This is a genomic window from Stutzerimonas stutzeri (genome assembly GCF_024448935.1).
In the GTDB taxonomy this organism is placed as follows: Bacteria; Pseudomonadota; Gammaproteobacteria; order Pseudomonadales; family Pseudomonadaceae; genus Stutzerimonas; species Stutzerimonas stutzeri_AO.
In genome coordinates this window covers 14,610-34,603 of the sequence record NZ_JAMOIE010000053.1, presented here as the reverse complement: position 1 = coordinate 34,603, position 19,994 = coordinate 14,610, and the positions used below count along the sequence as shown (strand labels likewise).

At 64.0% G+C, this 19,994-nt stretch carries 18 protein-coding genes and 4 pseudogenes; 14 read left to right on the top strand and 8 right to left on the bottom strand.

All coding sequences use genetic code 11. From position 1 onward, the window contains the following. Positions 1 to 367: pseudogene (locus tag NA637_RS15550) on the top strand (hypothetical protein); the annotation flags it as partial. A 198-nt stretch (positions 368 to 565) separates the two neighbouring features. Here the strand turns inward: NA637_RS15550 and NA637_RS15545 are convergent. After that, positions 566 to 1,662: pseudogene (locus tag NA637_RS15545) on the bottom strand (OmpP1/FadL family transporter); the annotation flags it as partial. A 129-nt stretch (positions 1,663 to 1,791) separates the two neighbouring features. On the opposite strand from NA637_RS15545, the gene NA637_RS15540 reads away from it, so the two are divergent. The 6 genes from NA637_RS15540 to NA637_RS15515 all read left to right on the top strand — a co-directional run bounded on the left by NA637_RS15540 (position 1,792) and on the right by NA637_RS15515 (position 7,123). Continuing rightward, complete coding sequence (locus NA637_RS15540; protein WP_256073263.1) at positions 1,792 to 2,565, top strand: ABC transporter ATP-binding protein; 774 nt, start codon at positions 1,792 to 1,794, stop codon at positions 2,563 to 2,565. Positions 2,566 to 2,581: 16 nt separating this feature from the next. Beyond that, entirely contained in the window at positions 2,582 to 3,334 is a 753-nt protein-coding gene (locus NA637_RS15535) for an ABC transporter substrate-binding protein (RefSeq protein WP_256073262.1), read from the top strand. Between the two features lie 62 nt (positions 3,335 to 3,396). Continuing rightward, entirely contained in the window at positions 3,397 to 4,092 is a 696-nt protein-coding gene (locus NA637_RS15530) for an ABC transporter permease (protein ID WP_256073261.1), read from the top strand. Next, the gene (locus tag NA637_RS15525; RefSeq protein ID WP_256073260.1) at positions 4,089 to 4,778 is read left to right on the top strand and encodes an ABC transporter permease; all 690 of its coding nucleotides are present in this window, start codon (positions 4,089 to 4,091) and stop codon (positions 4,776 to 4,778) included. The genes NA637_RS15530 and NA637_RS15525 overlap by 4 nt, the downstream gene beginning before the upstream one ends. Positions 4,779 to 4,927: 149 nt before the next feature. Beyond that, entirely contained in the window at positions 4,928 to 5,818 is an 891-nt protein-coding gene (locus NA637_RS15520; protein ID WP_256073259.1) for a D-hexose-6-phosphate mutarotase, read from the top strand. Positions 5,819 to 6,043: 225 nt separating this feature from the next. Then, positions 6,044 to 7,123, top strand: coding sequence for an FAD-dependent oxidoreductase (locus tag NA637_RS15515; protein ID WP_256073258.1), 1,080 nt, complete (start codon positions 6,044 to 6,046; stop codon positions 7,121 to 7,123). Positions 7,124 to 7,127: 4 nt separating this feature from the next. Here NA637_RS15515 and NA637_RS15510 read toward each other — a convergent pair whose 3' ends face one another. From NA637_RS15510 to purE, 5 genes are all read right to left on the bottom strand, one after another. Further along, the gene (locus NA637_RS15510) at positions 7,128 to 7,811 is read right to left on the bottom strand and encodes a uracil-DNA glycosylase family protein (RefSeq protein WP_256073257.1); all 684 of its coding nucleotides are present in this window, start codon (positions 7,809 to 7,811) and stop codon (positions 7,128 to 7,130) included. A gap of 3 nt (positions 7,812 to 7,814) precedes the next feature. Beyond that, positions 7,815 to 8,261, bottom strand: a complete 447-nt coding sequence (locus tag NA637_RS15505; RefSeq protein ID WP_256073256.1) for a DUF3299 domain-containing protein — start codon at positions 8,259 to 8,261, stop codon at positions 7,815 to 7,817. 33 nt (positions 8,262 to 8,294) lie between these two features. Continuing rightward, positions 8,295 to 8,546, bottom strand: a complete 252-nt coding sequence (locus NA637_RS15500) for a GlsB/YeaQ/YmgE family stress response membrane protein (protein WP_255978118.1) — start codon at positions 8,544 to 8,546, stop codon at positions 8,295 to 8,297. A 106-nt stretch (positions 8,547 to 8,652) separates the two neighbouring features. Next, complete coding sequence (locus NA637_RS15495) at positions 8,653 to 9,738, bottom strand: 5-(carboxyamino)imidazole ribonucleotide synthase (protein WP_256073255.1); 1,086 nt, start codon at positions 9,736 to 9,738, stop codon at positions 8,653 to 8,655. Then, positions 9,739 to 10,230 carry a 5-(carboxyamino)imidazole ribonucleotide mutase gene (purE, locus tag NA637_RS15490; protein ID WP_256073254.1) on the bottom strand — a complete coding sequence of 164 codons (492 nt, stop codon included), beginning with the start codon at positions 10,228 to 10,230 and terminating at the stop codon, positions 9,739 to 9,741. 247 nt (positions 10,231 to 10,477) lie between these two features. Between purE and NA637_RS15485 the strand changes: the two are divergent. From NA637_RS15485 to NA637_RS15475, 3 genes and pseudogenes are all read left to right on the top strand, one after another. Continuing rightward, positions 10,478 to 10,628: pseudogene (locus NA637_RS15485) on the top strand (zinc-dependent alcohol dehydrogenase); the annotation flags it as partial. A gap of 64 nt (positions 10,629 to 10,692) precedes the next feature. Next, a pseudogene (locus tag NA637_RS15480) lies at positions 10,693 to 10,929 on the top strand (alanine:cation symporter family protein); the annotation flags it as partial. 59 nt (positions 10,930 to 10,988) lie between these two features. Further along, positions 10,989 to 11,981 carry an asparaginase gene (locus NA637_RS15475; protein ID WP_256073253.1) on the top strand — a complete coding sequence of 331 codons (993 nt, stop codon included), beginning with the start codon at positions 10,989 to 10,991 and terminating at the stop codon, positions 11,979 to 11,981. 168 nt (positions 11,982 to 12,149) lie between these two features. On the opposite strand, the gene cysQ is transcribed toward NA637_RS15475, so the two are convergent. Beyond that, the gene (gene cysQ / locus NA637_RS15470; RefSeq protein ID WP_256073252.1) at positions 12,150 to 12,980 is read right to left on the bottom strand and encodes a 3'(2'),5'-bisphosphate nucleotidase CysQ; all 831 of its coding nucleotides are present in this window, start codon (positions 12,978 to 12,980) and stop codon (positions 12,150 to 12,152) included. After that, on the bottom strand, positions 12,977 to 13,543 hold the full coding sequence (nudE, locus tag NA637_RS15465) for an ADP compounds hydrolase NudE (RefSeq protein WP_256073251.1): 567 nt from the start codon (positions 13,541 to 13,543) through the stop codon (positions 12,977 to 12,979). The genes cysQ and nudE overlap by 4 nt, the downstream gene beginning before the upstream one ends. 120 nt (positions 13,544 to 13,663) lie before the next feature. On the opposite strand from nudE, the gene yrfG reads away from it, so the two are divergent. The 4 genes from yrfG (at position 13,664) to NA637_RS15445 (ending at position 19,924) form a co-directional block, all read left to right on the top strand. Beyond that, complete coding sequence (yrfG, locus tag NA637_RS15460; protein ID WP_256073250.1) at positions 13,664 to 14,344, top strand: GMP/IMP nucleotidase; 681 nt, start codon at positions 13,664 to 13,666, stop codon at positions 14,342 to 14,344. Between the two features lie 206 nt (positions 14,345 to 14,550). Next, a complete protein-coding gene (locus NA637_RS15455; RefSeq protein WP_256073249.1) occupies positions 14,551 to 16,653 on the top strand; it encodes a PAS domain-containing protein in 2,103 nt (700 codons plus the stop codon). 113 nt (positions 16,654 to 16,766) lie between these two features. Beyond that, positions 16,767 to 17,606 carry a formate dehydrogenase accessory sulfurtransferase FdhD gene (gene fdhD, locus NA637_RS15450; protein ID WP_256073248.1) on the top strand — a complete coding sequence of 280 codons (840 nt, stop codon included), beginning with the start codon at positions 16,767 to 16,769 and terminating at the stop codon, positions 17,604 to 17,606. Next, entirely contained in the window at positions 17,603 to 19,924 is a 2,322-nt protein-coding gene (locus tag NA637_RS15445; RefSeq protein WP_256073247.1) for an FdhF/YdeP family oxidoreductase, read from the top strand. Before fdhD ends, NA637_RS15445 begins: the two co-directional genes overlap by 4 nt. Positions 19,925 to 19,994 lie beyond the last annotated feature (70 nt).

Sequence of the window (19,994 nt, the reverse complement as noted above, 5' to 3'; positions counted from 1 at the left end):
TGGCCAGCTTCAGCCGCCGCTTTCTCGACGAACTGGCCGGCCTGTACGTGCAGCTACTGCACATGGCGCAGAAATGCGCCTGCTCACGCTGGGCACGATCAGCCTCGATGGCATCAAGATCCGCGCCAACGCCTCGCGCCATAGCACGCTGTCCCATGGGCATATCGAGCAACTCGAGAATCGGCTCAAGCACGACGAGGTGCAGGCGCTATTCGCTTTGGCTGAGCAGGCGGATCAAGCAAGCGTACCGGATGGCATGAATCTGCCAGAGGAAATCGCCCGTCGTGAAACCCGCCTGGCGGCCATGGCCGCGGCGAAGAGCAAGATGCGCTATCCCCTGGCGGAGCCAAGTCAGACAGGCTGCTAGGCGATGGGCATCGCCAAGTGCGGTGGACTCGCTCCGCCACTCCGCCACTCCGCCACTCCGCCATGCCGCCGGGGAGCCTGGGCCTGATCGGCCGGCTCGGCGGTTGAACGGCTTTGCTTGCGTCCGGCCGGTTGCGCGACTGGCCGGAAGAAGAAACCCCGGCGCCAGGCCGAGGTTCTTCTGCACGGGTGGAGAGCGTCAGAAACGGTAGGGCAGCTGGGCGCCGAGCAAATGGGCGGTGTTCTTGTACGTCGCTTGGTAGGTGCCCTGGGTGGCGGACGCCAGATCGATGTCGGTGTCCTCTTCCTTGATGAACATATAGGCGGCATCGATGGTGATGTCAGGCGTCGGCTCCCAGCCGAAGCCCAGGCTGGCCAACGTACGGTCGCCGGTGGGAATGCGTGGCGAGCGGTAGGTGTTGTTGGTCGGGCTTTGGTCCACCGCGATGCCGCCGCGCAGCGTCCATTGCCGGTTCAGTTTGTAGGCCGCGCCCACGGCGTAGGCCCAGGCGTCGTGCCAGTCCTGTCCCTCGGCGATGTGGCCAAACTCGTGCTCCAGCGGGCCGGGGATCCCGTCGTTCTCCACCACCACGGTGTCGAAGCGGCTCCAGCGGGTGAAGGCCGCACCCGCATAAACGGTCCACTGATCGTTTACGTCGTGGGTGACCGAGAAGTCCACCACTTCCGGCAGGTTCAGGTCCAGCGAGCCGTCGTAGCCGCCATAGGCCCCGAGCATGCCGAGGGCCGCATCGTTGCCGCGGATCTTGGTGTCGCCGTCCAGGTTGTACTCGACTTTCGCATGGTAGGTCAGGCCGCCCTGGTGCTCGGCGAGAACTCGTAGAGCAGGCCGGCGTTGAAGCCGAGGGCGACGTCATCCCCTTCGACCTTCACCCGGCTTTCGGCCGTGGCGACCGGCGGAACGGCGCTTTCCAGCTTGCCGTCTATCCGGTTGATGGTCAGACCGAGACCTACCGATAGATGGTCGTTGAATCGGTAGTTCACGGTCGGCTGAGCGGTGATCACCATGAGTTCGGTGTAATCGCCGTAGAAGCGGCCCTGGAAGCCGCCCTCGTAATCGGTGATCTGGCCGAAGGGAGCATAGACGCCGAAGCCGACGGCGAAGCGGTCGTTGATCGGTGTGGCATAGAACAGATACGGCACGGTGGCGAAGGGCACCATGTCGCCTTCGTTGCTGCCGGGAAAGGTGCCGCTCGCGTCATCGATATCGGTCTCGATATTGATCATCGTGGCGCCGACGGTGATCTCCTGACGCTTGAGGCGGGACATGCCGGCCGGGCCGCGCCGCGCTTGGCGCATGCCCCCCCGCATGCTAGTTTGCGCCTCGCCAGGACGGCGAGCAGTTGGCCGGAGCGCAGTTTACATAGAAACGAGCCAGGCAATGACCGGGTTCGAAGAGGAAGCTCCATGGCCGAGGCCATACCTGCACTGGAAATTCGTAATCTGCACAAGCGCTACGGCGATCTGGAAGTTCTCAAGGGGATCTCGCTGAACGCCCGCGATGGCGATGTCATCTCGATCCTCGGCTCGTCCGGCTCCGGGAAATCCACCTTCCTGCGCTGCATCAACCTGCTGGAAAACCCCAACGAGGGCGAGATCATCGTCGCGGGCGAGCAACTGCGCCTCAAGCGCGCCAAAGGTGGTGATCTGGTCGCAGCAGACGCCAAGCAGATCAACCAGATGCGCAGCAAGCTCGGCTTCGTGTTCCAGAATTTCAATCTCTGGCCGCACATGAGCGTACTGGACAACATCATCGAGGCGCCGCGGCGCGTGCTCGGCCTGAGCAAGGCCGAAGCCACCGAAACGGCCGAGGCCCTGCTGGCCAAGGTGGGAATCGCCGACAAGCGCCACGTTTATCCGAACCAGCTCTCCGGTGGTCAGCAGCAGCGCGCTGCGATTGCGCGCACTCTGGCGATGCAGCCCCAGGTGATCCTGTTCGACGAACCCACCTCGGCGCTCGACCCGGAAATGGTACAAGAAGTGCTTGCAGTGATCCGGTCGCTGGCCGATGAGGGCCGTACCATGTTGCTCGTCACGCATGAAATGAACTTCGCCAAGCAGGTCTCCAGTGAAGTGGTCTTTCTTCACCAGGGCCTGGTCGAAGAGCAAGGAACGCCCGGGCAGGTGTTCGACAACCCCCAATCGGCACGCTGTAAACAGTTCATGTCCAGCCATCGCTAATGGAGCAACACACCGCATGAAAAGCTATAAGAAGATTCTGCTGATTGCCGCCGCCTTGATGCTCGGCGCCAACGCCTTCGCCGCCGATAAGCTGCGCATCGGTACCGAGGGTGCCTACCCCCCCTTCAACCTGATCGACGCCAGCGGCCAGGTGGTCGGCTTCGACCTCGACATCGCCCACGCCCTGTGCGCCAAGATGGAAGTGGAATGCGAAGTGGTGACCTCCGATTGGGACGGCATCATCCCCGCCCTGAACGCCGGCAAGTTCGATTTCCTCGCGGCTTCGATGTCCGTCACCGAGGAACGCAAGAATGCCGTCGACTTCACCGATCACTACTACACCAACAAGCTGCAGTTCGTGGCGCCGAAGTCGGTCGATTTCAAGACTGACGAAAGCTACCTGGAAGGCAAGACCATTGGCGCCCAGCGCGCAACCATCGCCGGCACCTGGCTGGAAGACAACCTGGACGACGTCGTCGATATCAAACTCTACGACACCCAGGAAAACGCCTACCTCGATCTGGCTTCCGGCCGCGTCGATGGCATCCTCGCCGACGCTTTCGTGCAGTGGGAATGGCTCAAGAGCGACGCCGGCAGGAATTTCGAGTTCAAGGGTGAGCCGGTGTTCGACAACGACAAGATCGCCATCGCCGTGCGCAAGGGCAACGACGAGCTGCGCGAAAAGCTGAACAAGGCGCTGGCTGAAATCCGAGCCGATGGCACCTACGAGAAGATCAACGCCAAATACTTTCCCTTCAGCATCTACTGATCCGTCTGAATCAAAGCCCGGCCACCAATAATGGTAGGCCGGGCTTTGGTGTTTGAGCCTATATGATTCCCGACCTTCACGGATTCGGTCCGGCGCTGCTCGCCGGCACCTGGATGACCATTCAGCTGGCCCTTGCATCCCTGGCCTTGGGCCTGGTGCTCGGCTTGCTCGGCGCACTTGCCAAGACATCGCCATACGCCACCCTGCGCTGGGCGGGCGGCACTTATTCGACCCTCGTTCGCGGCGTTCCCGAACTGCTCTGGGTACTGCTGATCTATTTCGGCACCATCGGCCTGGTACGCGGCATCGGCGAGCTCTTCGGCATCGACAATCTGGCCCTCAGCCCCTTCGCAGCCGGTACCATCGCCCTGGGCCTGTGCTTCGGCGCTTATGCCACCGAGGTGTTCCGCGGCGCCTTGCTGGCTATTCCCAAAGGCCATCGCGAGGCCGGTCTCGCACTGGGCCTGGGCAAACGGCGGATTTTCCTGCGCTTGATCCTGCCACAAATGTGGCGCCTGGCCCTGCCCGGCCTGGGTAACCTGTTCATGATCCTGATGAAAGACACCGCGCTGGTCTCGGTCATCGGCCTGGAAGAGATCATGCGCACCTCACAAATCGCCGTGACGGCCAGTAAAGAACCCTTCGTCTTTTTCGTGGTTGCTGCCTGCATCTACCTGGGCCTGACGGTCGTTGCCATGGCTGGCATGTATTTCCTTGAAAAGCGCGCAGGGCGTGGCTTTGTCAGGAGCGCCGCATGAGCTGGGAATTGTTCATCAAGTGGCTGCCCGATTTTATCGAAGGCGCCTGGCTGACCTTGCAACTGGTTGGCGTCTCGGTGGTAGCAGGCCTGTTTCTCGCACTGCCGCTGGGCATCGCCCGGTCGTCGCGCCTGCTGGCGGTGCGCGCGTTGCCCTATGGCTACATCTTCTTCTTCCGTGGCACGCCACTGCTGGTCCAGCTGTTCCTCGTCTACTACGGCATGGCCCAATTCGAGGCCGTGCGCGAAAGCTGGATGTGGCCGTTCCTGCGTGATCCTTACTGGTGCGCGATCATCACCATGACCTTGCATACCGCCGCTTATATTGCGGAGATCCTGCGTGGGGCGATCCAGAACGTACCGGCCGGGGAAGTCGAGGCGGCCCGCGCGCTGGGCATGTCACGCTATCAGACGCTGCGCCATATCATCCTGCCACGGGCCACCCGCATCGGCTTGCCCGCGTATAGCAACGAAGTGATTTTGATGCTCAAGGCCAGCGCCCTGGCGAGCACCATCACCCTCCTGGAGCTGACCGGCATGGCGCGCAAAATCGCTGCGCGCACCTACATGCACGAAGAAATGTTTCTCACCGCCGGCCTGATCTACCTCATCATTGCTTTCGTGCTGATGCAGGGCTTCAAGCTGCTGGAGCGCTGGCTGCGTGTCGATGCCTGCCAAGGGCGCTGAGCCCGCAGCCCACTCGTGAGCCCGCGGCCTTGCCGCGGGCCGTTCGACACAGGCCCTGCCCCCGCTCGCTCACCCCGCTTGGCCGCTCGCGGAATCCCTGAGCCACGGCAGGGTCTCAACACAGCATCCCAAAGCCAACGAGACAGCCCATGCCCGTCGACATTCAGCGCATCGAAAAGAACCAACTCAGCTGCTGGCGCCTTCGTCACGGAGATGCCGAAGTGATCGTCGCCGAGCAAGGCGCCCAGGTGCTCAGCTACCGACAGGGCGAAGCGGCACCGATCATCTGGCTCAGCGAAGACGCCGCGTTTCAAGCTGGGCAGGCGGTACGCGGCGGCGTGCCGGTCTGCTGGCCCTGGTTTGGCGATCTGGCGCGCAACCCGCAGTCGGTTCAAGACACCTACCAGGGCAGCCAGCCCGCGCCAGCCCACGGGCTGGTGCGCAACATCGATTGGTGGGTAGCCCGCAGCGACACCAATGACGAGAGTGTCACCCTGGTGTTTGCCTGCAACCGCGAACTGCCCGGCTGGCCGCATGCCGTCGAGCTGAGCCTGAAGATCTGCCTGGACCGCAAGGGCCTGCACCTGTCGCTGACCAGCCACAACCGCGGTGACACGACAATCGCGTTGTCTCAGGCCTTGCACAGCTATTTCGCCATCAGCGACATCCGTCAGGTGACGGTCGAGGGGCTGGACGGGCGCCCCTATATCGAAACCCTGGACGACTGGCAGCAGCGACAGCAGCAGGGCGAACTGGTATTCCGCGGCGAGACCGATCGCATCTATCTGGATCTGCCTTCAAGGCTGAGCCTGCACGACCCGGGCCTCAAACGGCAGATCAATCTCGAGGCGCAAGGCTCACGCTCGGCCGTCCTGTGGAACCCCTGGACTGCCAAGGCGCAGCGGTTGTCGCAGTTCGCCGACGATGCCTGGCAGCGCATGCTGTGCATCGAGACGGCCAACGTCATGGACGATGTGATCCAGCTCGAGCCCGGCGCCAGCCACACGCTTGGCGTCTCGATCAGCGCCGAAAGCATCTGACCCGACCGGCAGCGAACGGCTGGCCAAGGATCCGGGCAACCAGACGCATTGAATCTATACTGCAAGCGAGCACCATCTCCACCCGGCCAGTGACCGAGGGGCGCTGATGCGAGCCTGCTGGCCAGTTGCAATGCTCTGGAGGACTTTTGCCATGGAAGCCGCGCCGCTAAAGACGGACCTTGCCCGCCCTGTCCCGCATTTGCATCAGCCCGATTCAGATGCGCCATGAGCGCTGATTTCGACGTGCTGCTGGCCGGAGGTGGGCACAGCCATCTTGGTGTACTGCGCCAGTGGGCCAGCCGCGATCGCCCTGCGGGCCGGATCGGACTGGTCTCGGCCGAACCCCACGCCTGGTATTCGGGCATGATGCCCGGGCTGGTCGCCGAGCATTACCAGACCCGCGACTGCCGCGTCGGGCTGCCCAAGCTGTGCGCCGCAGCCGAGGTGGAGTTCATCCAGGGCAGCTTGGTCGCACTGCTCCCCGAAACGCCTGAATTGCTTCTGGCGACCGGCGAGACGCTGCGCAGCACCTGGCTGTCGTTGAACCTGGGCTCCCTGCCCTGGCTGCCGGAACAGACTGATGACGGCATGGAGTTGCTCTCGGTCAAGCCATTCGCCGACTTCATCCGCCGCTGGCAACAGTGGCAGGAAATTCCCGAAGCGGTGGGCATCGTAGGGGGCGGTGCGGCGGGCATTGAATTGGCCTTGGCCATGGCCGGCCGCGTGCCGTCGATCGATTTGTTCTGCTCAGACGAGCTGCTTGCCGGTCACCCGCCTCGCCTCAGACGGCTGGCGCTGCGGCACCTGCGGGATGCCAAGGTGCAGGTCCATGAGCACACCCCGATCCAGACCGTACATGGCAATACCCTGGTCGGCGACGGCCAGGTGCGTTGGCGCGGGCGACGCCTGATCGTCGCCACGGGTCCCAGCCCGCTGGGCTGGCTGCGCGAGTCGGGCCTGCGCGTGGACGGACGTGGCTTCATCGAGATCTGCCCATCCCTGCAGAGTCGCTCTCACCCCAGTGTGTTCGCCAGCGGCGATTGCGCCAGCCTGCCCGGCGCCGTTCATAACGGCGTGCATGCGGTGCGTCAGGCGCGCGTGCTGGCCACCAACCTCGCTCGCGTCTCGATCGGCCAACCGCTGCGCCACTACCATCCGCAGGCGCACAGCCTCGCCCTGCTGGCCGATGGCCAACGTGGTGCGCTGCTGAGCTGGGGAGGGGTGGTGGCCGAAGGCCGAATGTTCGGTGACCTGAAGGATCATCTCGACCGCCGCTTCGTGCGCCGCCACAGCGCCGAGAGCTGAGGGGTCAGCCGAGTAACTGCTGCAAACGCGCCTCCAGCAGATCGGGAAAGCGTTTGAACCAGGTCAGGTTGCGTGGCGAGGGATGTGGCAACGGATGCAGGCAAAATGTTCCCTGGCCACCCTTTTCCGCCGTCAGCCCAAGCTCGAAATGCGCGGTGAAACGATCGTCTCGCTGCCAGAACGCCTCAAGTTGCTGACGCACGTCACGGGGCTGCTCCAGGCCAAACCAGAGAAACGCCTCCCGACCGAGCGTGATGATTTCGCGGCCCTGCCAGTGGTCGAGCAACAACTGGCGCATCAGTGGATGAAAGCGACGCTTGACCGCCATCGACCAGGCGCGATTACCGAGCGGTTTGTAGGGCACGGTGTTGAGCCAGAAAAAACCATCACCGATGGCGCGGCTCGCCTCGAAATCCGGCATCCTTTTGCCATGGACATGCCGATAGAGCACGCCACGGACCAGCTGGCCACCGCCGCCAATGAAGGGTTCACCATGGCGCACTTCCTCGCGCCCTGGATCACGCCCCATGAACGCAAGGGGCGCGTCGGCCGGTCCGAGACCGATGATCGGCTCCAGTGGGTCTTTGTCGAACGCCTTGTACGCCGCCTCGTCGATGCCCGCGGTTTCAACTGCCCGTTCGCGAAAGGCCTGGCGCAGCGACGGTTCGATGGGCAGCGGCTTGGGCATCGGCTAGAGGTCGCTTTCGTCCACCAGCTTCACCTCGGCCGTCGAGATCGGGTAGACCGCATCGGCCAGATCATGGCTCACGGGCTCGACCTGCAGCGTGCCGTCGACCCAGAGCGGCGCATAGATATCGTCCAGCATGATCCCGGCCGGGTAGCGGACCATCACGATCTGATTGGGCGGTGGCGGTGGGACATGAATACAGGCGCCCGGATAAGGCACCAGAAAGAACTCGGTGCTGCGGCCCTGGCTGTCGGTTCCCGGCGGGGCCGGATAGCCGCCGAGGCGAATCTGCTTGCCGTTGAGCGCCGGCACGGTCTTGGCCGAATACATCACTGCGGGGAGACCCGCACCTTGCTTGAGTCCACCCTGGTCGCTGAACCCGTCGGTCTCAGGCGAGTCATGTTCGATCTCCGGCATGTCTTCCAGCGCCTGGCGATCCTCAGCAGGCATCAGCTCGAGCCAGTCGAGCTCCGCCGGGGCGAATCAGTGTTTACGGCTGGTGACCATGCCGTAGATGACCAGCAGGATGATCGCACCGACGACCGCACCGATAAAGCCTGCAGCTTCTCCGGCTTCATACAGACCGAGCGCTTGTCCGCCGTAGGTGGCCAGCAGCGAACCGCCGATACCCAGCAGGATGGTCATGATCCAACCCATGCTGTCGTTGCCGGGCTTCAGGAAGCGCGCGATGAGGCCTACGATCAGGCCGATGATGATGGTTCCGATGATGCCCATGGGCAATCTCCTTTAAGTAAGTCCGAAAATAGGCGTTACGTGTTTTCGGACCTGAGGCGATCCAGCCAGTTCGCCGCCAACAGCAGCAAGCCAGACGGCCGGTCGGTCAATCGCGGGCGATCAGCGACTCCACGGCGGTGATCTGCCGATCCAGCGTGGAGCGGTCCGGGCAGCGCAGCGTGGCATGGCCGACCTTGCGTCCGACCTTGAACGCCTTGCCGTAATGATGCAGGTGACAGTCCTCGACGGCGATCACCTTGGCCACGGCGGGCACTTCACCAATGAAGTTGAGCATGGCGCTCTCGCCGACCTTGGCCGTCGAGCCGAGCGGCAAGCCGCTTACCGCTCGCAGGTGATTTTCGAACTGGCTGCACTCGGCGCCTTCGATGGTCCAGTGACCGGAATTGTGCACGCGCGGCGCAATCTCATTGGCCTTGAGCCCGCCTTCGACTTCGAAGAACTCGAAGGCCAGCACGCCGACGTACTCCAGTTCTGTCAGCACGCGCCCGGCGTAATCCTCGGCCAGCGCTTGCAGCGGATGGCTGCTGCTCGCCACCGACAAGCGCAGGATGCCGCCCTCGTGCATGTTGTGGACCAGCGGATAAAAGCGGGTCTCGCCGTCACGCCCGCGCACCGCGATCAGCGACACTTCTCCGGTGAAGGGCACGAAGCCTTCGAGGATACAGGGCACGCTGCCCAGTTCGGCGAAGGCGGCGGTGACGTCGGATGGCTTGCGAAGGACCTTCTGGCCTTTACCGTCATAGCCCAGGGTGCGGGTCTTGAGCACGGCCGGCAGGCCGATGCTGGCGGCCGCGGCGTCTAGATCGGCCTGGGACTGGATGTCGGCAAATTCGGGCGTCGGGATTGCCAGCGCCTTGAACATCGACTTTTCGAACCAGCGATCACGGGCGATACGCAGCGCCTCGGCGCTTGGATAAACCGGCACGAACTGCGACAGGAAGGCGACGGTTTCAGCCGGCACGCTCTCGAACTCGAAGGTCACCAGATCCACCTCGTCAGCCAACTGGCGCAGGTGATCCTGATCGCTGTAGTCCGCACGCAGATGCTCGCCGAGTGCCGCGGCGCAGGCGTCCGGGGCCGGGTCGAGAAACGCGAAGTTCATGCCCAGCGGCGTTCCCGCCAGGGCGAGCATGCGGCCCAGCTGGCCGCCACCGATCACGCCAATCTTCATTTACGCGTCCCTCGGGTCCGGGTTGTCGAGCACGGTCCGGGTCTGCTCGTCGCGGAATGTCTTCAGCGCGGCATGATATTCAGGGTATTCGTGGCCGAGGATGCTGGCCGACAACAGCGCGGCATTGATCGCGCCTGCCTTGCCAATAGCCAGGGTGGCCACCGGTACGCCGGCCGGCATCTGCACGATCGACAGCAGCGAATCGACACCGGAAAGCATCGAGGACTGCACCGGTACGCCGAGCACCGGAAGATGCGTCTTGGCCGCGCACATGCCCGGCAGATGAGCCGCGCCGCCGGCGCCAGCAATGATTACCCGCAAACCGCGCGCTTCGGCCTGTTCGGCGTACTGGAACAGCAGGTCGGGCGTGCGGTGTGCGGACACCACGGTGACTTCGTGCGGAATGCCGAGCTTCTCCAGCATGTCTGCGGTGTGGCTCAAGGTGGACCAATCGGACTTGGAGCCCATGATCACGCCTACCAGTGCGGTCATCGTCGTGCCTCTCTTCGGCGCCTGGGCGCATCAGGAACAACGGCCGCGCTGAAAACAGCGCGGCCGTGCAGGAACAGGGTCGGAACCGGTCCGACCAAAGGCCGCGCAGTATAACGCAGGCCCCCGTCCCCAGCACCTGCGAGCGGTCATCTGAAACGGCTGGCAAATATTCCCGGAGTGCCGGGGGTCAATGGGCACGACACCTGACCGGGTGCAGCCCCGGCCTTCCGATCGCAAGGAGACAGCCATGACCCAGACCATGAAAGCCGCCGTGGCCCATGCCTGGGGTGAACCGTTGCGCATCGAAGAAGCAAAGGTGCCCCCACCCGGCCCAGGACAGATTTCTGGGAAAGATCGAGGCGTGCGGCGTCTGCCACGCCGACCTGCACGCGGTCGACTCGATCGGCGTCTTGGTGCGGTTCACCAAGGTCAGGCCGAGGCCGTTCTCCAGGCTGCGGATCCGCCAACCTCACCATGGGTCTGCTGGCGATCTGCAACCTGATCGCCCTGGGCGCTGCTGTTCAAGGTAGGCCTGCGCCTGATGCGCGATTACCATGGCCAGCGTAAGGCAGGTGTCGAGTCAGCGGTGTTCGATCCGAAGCATTTGCCAACCTGGATCTGGACCCGAGCGTCTGGCCAGCCAGAGTGGGCGACCCATCGCCGATCACCACCGCCAGCGGTCAGGCACATCAGCGTTAAGTGGGTCCGCGTCGCTTGAACAGGGGCCGCTGGCCGCTGTTTTCATAGAGGAGAGCCCTATGTCGGCTTCCAGAAACACCCTGGTGCTGTACACCGGCGGCACCATCGGCATGCAACAGAGCGCCGACGGCCTGATGCCCGCTTCCGGCTTCGCCAGCAGGTTGCGCGACCAGCAGGACCAGCACCCGGAACTGGCCGTGCCGGAATGGCAGTTCCGCGAACTGCTACCGCCCATCGACAGTGCCAACATGAACCAGACCCACTGGCTGGCGATGGTCGAGGCCATTCGGGTCGGCGTCGAGCAAGATGGCTGTGACGCCGTACTGGTCCTGCATGGCACCGACACCCTCGCCTACAGCGCTGCTGCCTTGAGCTTCCTGCTGTTGGGCTTCGAGGTGCCGGTGGTGCTGAGCGGGGCGATGTTGCCCGCCGGTGCGCCCGATGGCGACGCCTGGGACAACCTGTTCGGTGCGATGCAGGCATTGCACGTTGGCGTCGAGCCGGGTGTGCACCTCTACTTCGCCGGCAAACTCATGCACGGCGCCCGGGTCAGCAAACTGGGTACCGCCAGCCTCGATGCGTTCGGCGTGCTGCCGCGGCTGCGCCAGGGTCAACGCGCACCCAGCATTCCCGCAGCGCTCGACTATCGCCAATCCCGTCAGCAGGTGAACCTGGCGGTGCTTCCGCTCTATCCAGGCATCCAGGCGGCGCAGCTGCAAGCACTGCTGTCCAGTGGCGTGCAGGGGGTGCTGATCGAGTGCTATGGCAGCGGCACCGGTCCCGCCGACGACACCGAGCTGCTGCGGGCGTTACAGGACGCCCATCAGCGCGGCATCGTCCTGGCCGCCATCAGCCAATGCCCGCAGGGCCACGTCGAGTTCGGGATCTACGCCGCCGGCAGCAAGCTGGAAGCCAGCGGGCTGATGTCAGGCGGCGGCATGACCCGCGAGGCCGCGCTGGGCAAGTTGTTCGCCTTGCTCGGTGCCGGGCTGTCGCAGACCGAGGTCGAGCACTGGTTCGCACTCGACCTCTGCGGCGAGCGCGTCGACTGATCGGTGGCTCAACTCGGGTTGCGGTCGAGTTTCTGGATACAGTCCTGGACCCGCCGGCGCAGCTCGTCGAGGTCCAGTGGCTTGCTCAGCCCCCTGGCATTCGAGCTTGGCTTTCAACTCGCTCATCGCACTCAGCACGATCACCGGCAGATACCGAATAGCCGGCTGTCAGAGCGCCCTTTGGTCAGGCCTCGCCAGTTCGATCAGGTCGGCTCGCCATTCGGCGCCACGAGGTAACGCCAGGAACCAGGGATTGAGGAAGGTCTCCCGTGCTTCGTAGGTCAGCACTGCACCGGCGATATCCAGCACCTCGCCACCAGCGCCTTCCAGTACTCCCTGGGCAGCCGCCGTGTCCCATTGAGAAGTCGGCGCCAACCGCGGGTAACAATCGGCGGCCCCCTCGGCCAACAGGCAGAACTTCAGGGAGCTGCCGACACTGGCCAACACGAGCTCGCCAAAACGCTGCCGCAAGCCATCGAGCAAGCGTTCCTGCGACGGGCTCGAGTGGCGACGGCTCGCAACGACGATAAAGTGGCCCGCTGCCTGATGCCGCACCCGCAGGGGCTGCGCCGCACCATCGGCTTCGGCACGCCAGGCACCGAACCCGGCCCCGCCGTAATAGCAGCGGCCATTGGCCGGAACCCCGACCACACCGAACAGCACCTGCCCCTGCTCGATCAACGCAACATTGACGGTGAATTCTTCGCTGCCGGCAATGAACTCCTTGGTACCGTCCAGCGGATCGACCAACCACCAGCGCGTCCAGCCGGCACGCTCGGCAAGACTCAGGTTGCAGTCCTCCTCGGACAGCACCGGAATGCTGGCGTCCAGCGCACGCAGGCCGTCAGCCAGTAGATGATGGGCGGCCATGTCGGCAGCGGTAACCGGTGAGGCGTCGGCCTTTTCCTGTACCTCCACACCGCTGCGCCAGTGCGGCAGGATCGCCTGCCCTGCGTCGCGAACGAGATCAATAACCCGGGTCAGATATGGATGGCTCATTGGCCGAATTCTCCCCGCTCGGTCAGCAGATCCCGCGCCAGGTATAGCGCCGCCAAGGCACGACCTTCGCTGAACTGAGGGTTGTGGATCAGACTGGACAGCTCGCGCAAATCGACCCGATCGACGCGCATCGGCTCGGGTTCATCGCCCGGCAACTGCTCGGGATAGAGGTCGCGCGCCAACACCACCTGAATCTTCTGGCTCATATAACCGGGCGAGAGGGACAGTTCGGTGAGCAGCTCCAGCTTGCGCGCGCCGAAACCGGCTTCCTCCTTCAGTTCCCGGTTGGCCGCATCGAGCACATCCTCACCCGGCTCGATCAACCCCTTGGGCAGCGACAGTTCATAGGTGTCGGTACCGCCGCAGTACTCCTCGACCAACAACGCCCGGCCGTCGGCTTCCAGCGCGACGATCATCACCGCACCATAACCGGTGCCCTTGCCGACCAGCCGTTCGTAGGTACGCTCGACGCCATTGGAAAACCGCAGCTGCAGCTCCTCGACACGGAACAGACGGCTGCTGGCAACGATCTCACGGGCAAGCACGGTAGGTTTCTGGCGCATGGGGATATCCTTGAAACGCGAGCCGCAATCATAACCCGCCTTTTTGTCTGAGCCGTGAACGCTTTGCATCGAACCGACCGCTGTCACACCATTGGCTCAATTGCCGAAGAAGAGCCCATCATGATCGCTTCACTGCCCTGGTCCGCTATCGACACCGTCCTGCTGGACATGGACGGCACCTTGCTGGATTTGCATTTCGACAACCATTTCTGGCTCGACCTGTTGCCGCAGCGCTACGCCGAGCTGCACGGCATCAGCCGCGCCATGGCCGAGCTGGAGCTGGCCCCTCTGTTCAACGAACACGAGGGCAAGCTCAGCTGGTACTGCCTGGACTTCTGGACCCGCGAGCTGAACCTGCCGATCCGCGAAATGAAGCGCGAAATTGCTCACTTGATCGCTCTGCGGCCGGCAGCCGATGAATTTCTTGCGGCCCTGCGCGGTTCCGGCAAGCGCGTGGTACTGATCACCAATGCCCATCGCGATTCGCTATCGCTGAAGCTGGAACGCATCGAACTGGCGCCCTGGTTCGATCGTCTGATCAGTTCTCATGACTATGGCTTTCCCAAGGAGCAGGCCCAGTTCTGGTATGCCCTGAAGGCAGATCTGGATTTCGATCCGGCCACCTCACTGTTCATCGACGATAGCCTGCCGGTCCTGCGCAGCGCGCGTGATTTCGGCGTCGCGCATCTGTTGGCGATCAGCGAGCCGGACAGCCGCCGCGGGCGAAAGGACACCGAAGAATTCCCCGCCGTGGGCGATTATCTGGAGCTCGTTCGTAGCCTGCAGGGCTTTGCAGCCTGAGCATGGACGCGGCGCCGGCTTATATTGCGCTCGACCGAGGTCGCCTATAAGCCATTAGCCGCTCGGAAGGGTGACGAGAATGGCGGTGCGTCCGAATGACACAACAAACAACGAGCCCAGCCTCTGGCTGCGCCTCATCAGGCAGACGATGCCGTATAAGCGCGACGATTGGCGCCGATGGCCCGTCGCGCATCGATGGACGATCTATGGCACTAGATTCCAGGCCCTGGCCAGCCGGTACCAATGAAATGAGCGGGCGCATCCGCGTCCACCAGTGGAACGCAACGCCCCTGGGTCCGCTCGAAAGCTGGCCCGCCTCGTTGCGGAGCCTGCTCGACACCCTGCTCGAGGCGCCCCTGCCCATGTGTGTGCTCTGGGGCGAGACCGGCGTGCAGCTATACAACGATGCCCATGCCGCGCTGATTGGCGATCACCATCCTGCAGCGCTGGGCGCGCCGGTGGCCATTACCTGGGAAGCTGTCTGGCCTGAGCTGGTCGCGGGCCAGACCGGTGACCGCAGCCAGCCCTGCCTGCTGCGCCACCATCGACTGCCGGAGGACAGTGCAACCGGCCGTCCGGCCACCTGGGTCGATCTGGCCCTAAGCCCGATCCGTGATGGCCAGACGGTGGGTGGGCAACTGCTGTGCCTGCGCCATAGCGAGGAAGAAGCGCTGCGCCGAAGCGAAGCGGAGATCCGACTGATCACTGACGCATTGCCGGTGCTCATCGGCTATGTCGACCGGGACGAACGCTATCGTTTCAGCAATCGGCACTACGAGAACTGGTTTGGTCAGACGCCGGAATCCCTCTATGGCAAGCATCTGCCAGAGGTCATTGGCGAGCAGGCTTATAGCATTCGCCGGCCGCAAATCAAGGATGCCCTTGCCGGCAAAGAGGTTCTCTTCGAAGCGTCCATGCCGCACCGGGACGGCCAGCTGCGTCAGGCCTCGATGCATTACCTGCCACGCCGCGACGGAGAAGGCCAGGTGCTGGGCTTTTTCGTCCTGACACAGGACGTCACCGAACGCTGGCGCGCCGAGCAGTCGCTGCGAGCGCTCAACGAGACGCTGGAAACGCGGGTGCAGGAACGCACCGAGGCGCTGGCCGAGGTCTACGAGCGGCTGGTCAGTGAAATGGCCAGCCGCGAACAGGCCCAGGAAGCGCTGCGCCAGGCGCAGAAGATGGAAGCGGTCGGCCAGCTCACCGGTGGCATCGCCCACGATTTCAACAACATGCTGACCGGGATCATCGGCGGGCTGGACCTGATCCAGCGCTACAACCAGTCTGGCCGTCATGGCGAAACCCAGCGCTTCATCGATGCCGCGGTAAGCTCGGCCAACCGTGCCGCGGCGTTGACCCATCGTCTGCTGGCCTTCGCCCGCCGCCAGCCGCTGAATCTCAAGCGGGTCGATTTGAATGAGCTGGTCGAATCGATGCGCGATCTGATCGTACGGACACTGGGCAGCCCTATTCTGGTCGACGCGCTGTTGCAGCCGGACCTGTGGCCGGCCAACAGTGACGAGAACCAGCTGGAAAGTGCCTTGCTCAATCTGGTGATCAATGCACGCGACGCCATGCCCGACGGCGGCAGCCTCTGTATCGCGACGGCCAACGTGACCCTGCAGCAGGCCGAGGTGGGCGAGCTCCCAGCCGGACGTTACGTCAGCCTCAGCGTGATCGACAACGGCTGCGGCATGACGCCCAAGGTTCTGGCGGCGGCCTTCGAGCCCTTTTTCACCACCAAGCCCATCGGCCAGGGCACCGGGCTCGGATTGTCGATGATCTACGGCTTCGCGCGCCAGGCCGGTGGCCACGTCCAGCTACGCAGCGAACCGGGCAACGGTACCGAAGTCATCCTCTATCTACCGGCACACCATTCATTGCTGGCGACCGGGGTGGGGGTCCCGCCGCTTGCACAGGCCACGCAAGCGGCGCGAGGCGAAGCCGTGCTGGTGGTCGAGGATGATCCTGCCGTACGTCTGCTGGTGCTCGACGCGCTGGGCATGCTCGGCTATCGCGCACTGGAGGCGGCCGAGGCCAGCGCGGCGGTCAAGCTGCTGCAGGGCGACGAGCGTATCGACTTGCTGGTATCCGATGTCGGGCTGCCGGGGATGAACGGCCGACAGCTGGCGGATATCGCCCGCGAGCACCGCCCGGGGCTGCGTGTGCTGTTCATGACCGGCTACGCGGAGCAGGCGATCAGCAGTGGCTTTCTCGATGCCGGAATGGATATTATCGGCAAGCCATTCGCCATCGACGACCTGGCGACGCGGGTACGCAGCATGCTCGCAGGCACCCAGCGTGGCTGAGGCTGTCGCAGTGACGGTCGGCGCGTGCCGCAAAAGAGCATTGAAGGTCCAGCCGCAGCCGCAGCCGCGCACAGTCGCTCAGAACCCTTCCGCATGATCTGCCGAGCCTGCCCATGACCGCATCAAGCCGCCCTCTTCATCAACCGCTCATCGAAGCGTCTACCGATGCCAGTGGTCGCTACCACTTCCAGGCGATCGACGAGGCGCAGCCGGAACCGGTGGAGCTGGCCGAGGAATGCGCGCTGGCGATTGCTTATAACGGGCTCAGCCAGGCGGTAATGATGGTCACCCCGGCGGACCTCGAAGACTTCGTTGTCGGCTTCAGCCTTGGAGCCGGAATCGTTCAAAGCACAGCCGACATCTATGACATTCGCGTGAGCGGTGCCGGCCATGGGCGGCACGCCGAGGTGGAGATCGCCAGTCGCGCCTTCTGGACGCTCAAGGAGCAGCGCCGTCAGTTGCCGGGCAACGCCAGCTGCGGACTATGCGGAGTCGAGGCACTGGAACAGGCGCTGCCAAAGCTGCCTGCGTTGCCTGTCGCCCCCTTGCCACCGGCGCACTGGCTGGATGATCTGCGCCAGCGTGTCGCCGAGTTCCAGCCCCTCGCGCAACGCTGCGGCGCTGTACACGCGGCCTTGTTCATCAACGCGCAAGGGAAAATCGTTCTTGGCCGCGAGGACATCGGTCGACACAACGCGCTGGACAAGCTCATCGGCGCCTTGAGCCGCGCAGGCGAAGAGCTCGGGAGTGGTGTCGCCGTGGTCACCAGTCGCTGCAGCCTGGAGCTGATCCACAAGGTCCAGCGCGCCGGCATTTCCACGCTGGTCAGCTTTTCTTCACCGACCGGCCTGGCCGCGCACTGGGCCCAGCGGCATAACCTCAACCTGATTCACATTCCCCATCGCAGCCCGCCGCGGGTGTTCAGCCCGGCGGGCCAGGAAGCCCAAGGATGAGCCTGCAGCCAGAAAGACCCCGCTATCGCCCCTACACCGGCGCCGCCGCTGGCTGGGGCGCCCTGCGCAGCGTTGCCAGCGCTTGGCTGGACAGCAAGCAGCCCTTGAAAAATATCCGCGCCCTGCTGAAGACCAACCAGAACGGCGGGTTCGACTGCCCTGGCTGCGCCTGGGGCGATTCGCCTGAAGACGGTGCCGTGAAGTTCTGCGAAAACGGCGCCAAGGCGGTGAACTGGGAAGCCACCAAACGCCGTGTCGATGCGGCCTTCTTCGCGCGCCACAGCGTCACCCAATTGCGCGAACAGAGCGACTACTGGCTCGAATACCAGGGCCGCCTGACCGAACCCATGCGCTACGACAGGGCTAGCGACCGCTACCAGCCCATCGGCTGGGATGACGCCTTCGCCTTGATCGCCCGTCACCTGAACACGCTGGAAAAGCCCGATCAGGCCGAGTTCTACACCTCAGGCCGCACCAGCAACGAAGCCGCGTTCCTCTACCAATTGTTCGTCCGCGCCTACGGCAGCAACAACTTCCCCGATTGCTCCAATATGTGCCACGAGGCCAGCGGCGTCGCCCTCGGCGAAAGCATCGGCGTCGGCAAGGGCAGCGTTACCTTCGAAGACTTCGCCAAGGCTGATGCCATCTTCGTACTCGGCCAAAACCCCGGCACCAACCACCCGCGCATGCTTGAGCCGCTGCGAGAGGCGGTGGCGCGAGGCGCGCAGGTGGTGTGTTTCAATCCGCTGAAAGAACGGGGGCTGGAGCGCTTCCAGCATCCGCAGCACGCCCTGGAAATGCTCGCCAACGGCTCGGCACCGCTCAATACCGCGTTCTTCCGACCGGCGCTGGGTGGCGACATGGCGGCCATGCGCGGTATCGCCAAACTGCTGCTGTTCTGGGAACGCGAAGCCCAGGCCAATGGCGGACCGGCCGTGTTCGACCATGCCTTCATCGAGCAGCACACCAGCGGTATCGACAGCTACCTTGCGATCCTGGACGCCACCCGTTGGGAAACCATCGAGGAACAATCGGGCCTGGGCTTGGCCGAACTGGAGCAGGCGGCGCGGATCTTTCGCGGTGCCGATCGGGTGATCATCTGCTGGGCGATGGGCATCACCCAGCACCGCCATTCGGTTGCGACGATTCAGGAAATCACCAACCTGCAACTGTTGCGCGGCAACCTGGGCCGGCCGGGCGCCGGGCTCTGTCCGGTCCGCGGTCACAGCAATGTGCAGGGCGACCGCACCATGGGCATCAACGAGAGGCCGCCGGCCGCGCTGCTCGATGCACTGCAAAAGCGCTTCGGTTTCAAGGTGCCGCGCCAGGCCGGGCACAACGTGGTGGAGGCCATCGAAGCGATGCTCGAAGGCCGCTCGAAAGTGTTCATCGGTCTCGGCGGCAACTTCGCCCAGGCCACGCCGGACAGCTTGCGCACCCATCAGGCGTTGCAGAGCTGTGCGCTGACCGTACAGATCAGCACCAAGCTCAATCGCAGCCACCTGACCGTCGGCCGTGAGGCGTTGATCTTGCCGTGCCTCGGCCGTACCGACATCGATCACCAGGCCAGCGGCCCTCAGGCCGTCACGGTGGAAGACTCGTTCAGCATGATTCACGCCTCCTACGGGCAGCTGGAGCCCATCTCGTCGTTGATGCGCTCGGAGCCTGCGATCGTCGCGGGCATCGCGCAAGCCACGCTTGGGGACAGGCCCTTGGACTGGCAAGCGCTGGTCACCGACTACGCGCGCATCCGTCAATTGATCGCCGAAACCATCCCCGGCTTCTCCGACTTCGAAACGCGCATTCAGCAGCCCGGTGGCTTTCACCTGGACAATCCCGCCGCCGGCCGACGCTGGAAGACCACCAGTGGCCGCGCCAATTTCATCACCAACCCATTGCCGACCGGCCTGTTCGGCGAAGCGCTGCGCGACAGTGATGAACAACCGGACCTGGTACTGCAGACCCTGCGCTCGCATGATCAGTACAACACCACCATCTATGGTCTGGACGACCGCTATCGCGGCGTGAGGGGGCAGCGCCGGGTCGTCTTCGCCAATATCGAGGATATTCGCCGGCTGGGCCTGGAGCCGGGACAGAAGGTCGACATCGAGTCGCTATGGAATGATGGCTTCGCGCGCCGGGTCGAGGATTTCACCCTGCTGGCCTTCGACGTCCCGCCCGGACAGGCCGCCGCCTACTACCCGGAAACCAATCCGCTGGTGCCCTTGACCAGTGTCGGGATCGGCAGCCATACCCCGACATCCAAGTCGGTCGCGATTCGGCTGCACGCGGCGAAACCGAGCCCGGCTATCGCCTGATCGGCCGTTCGGCCGACACAAAAAAGGCGCCTGAAGGCGCCTGGACAAGTGCACCCAGACCGTTTCGCCT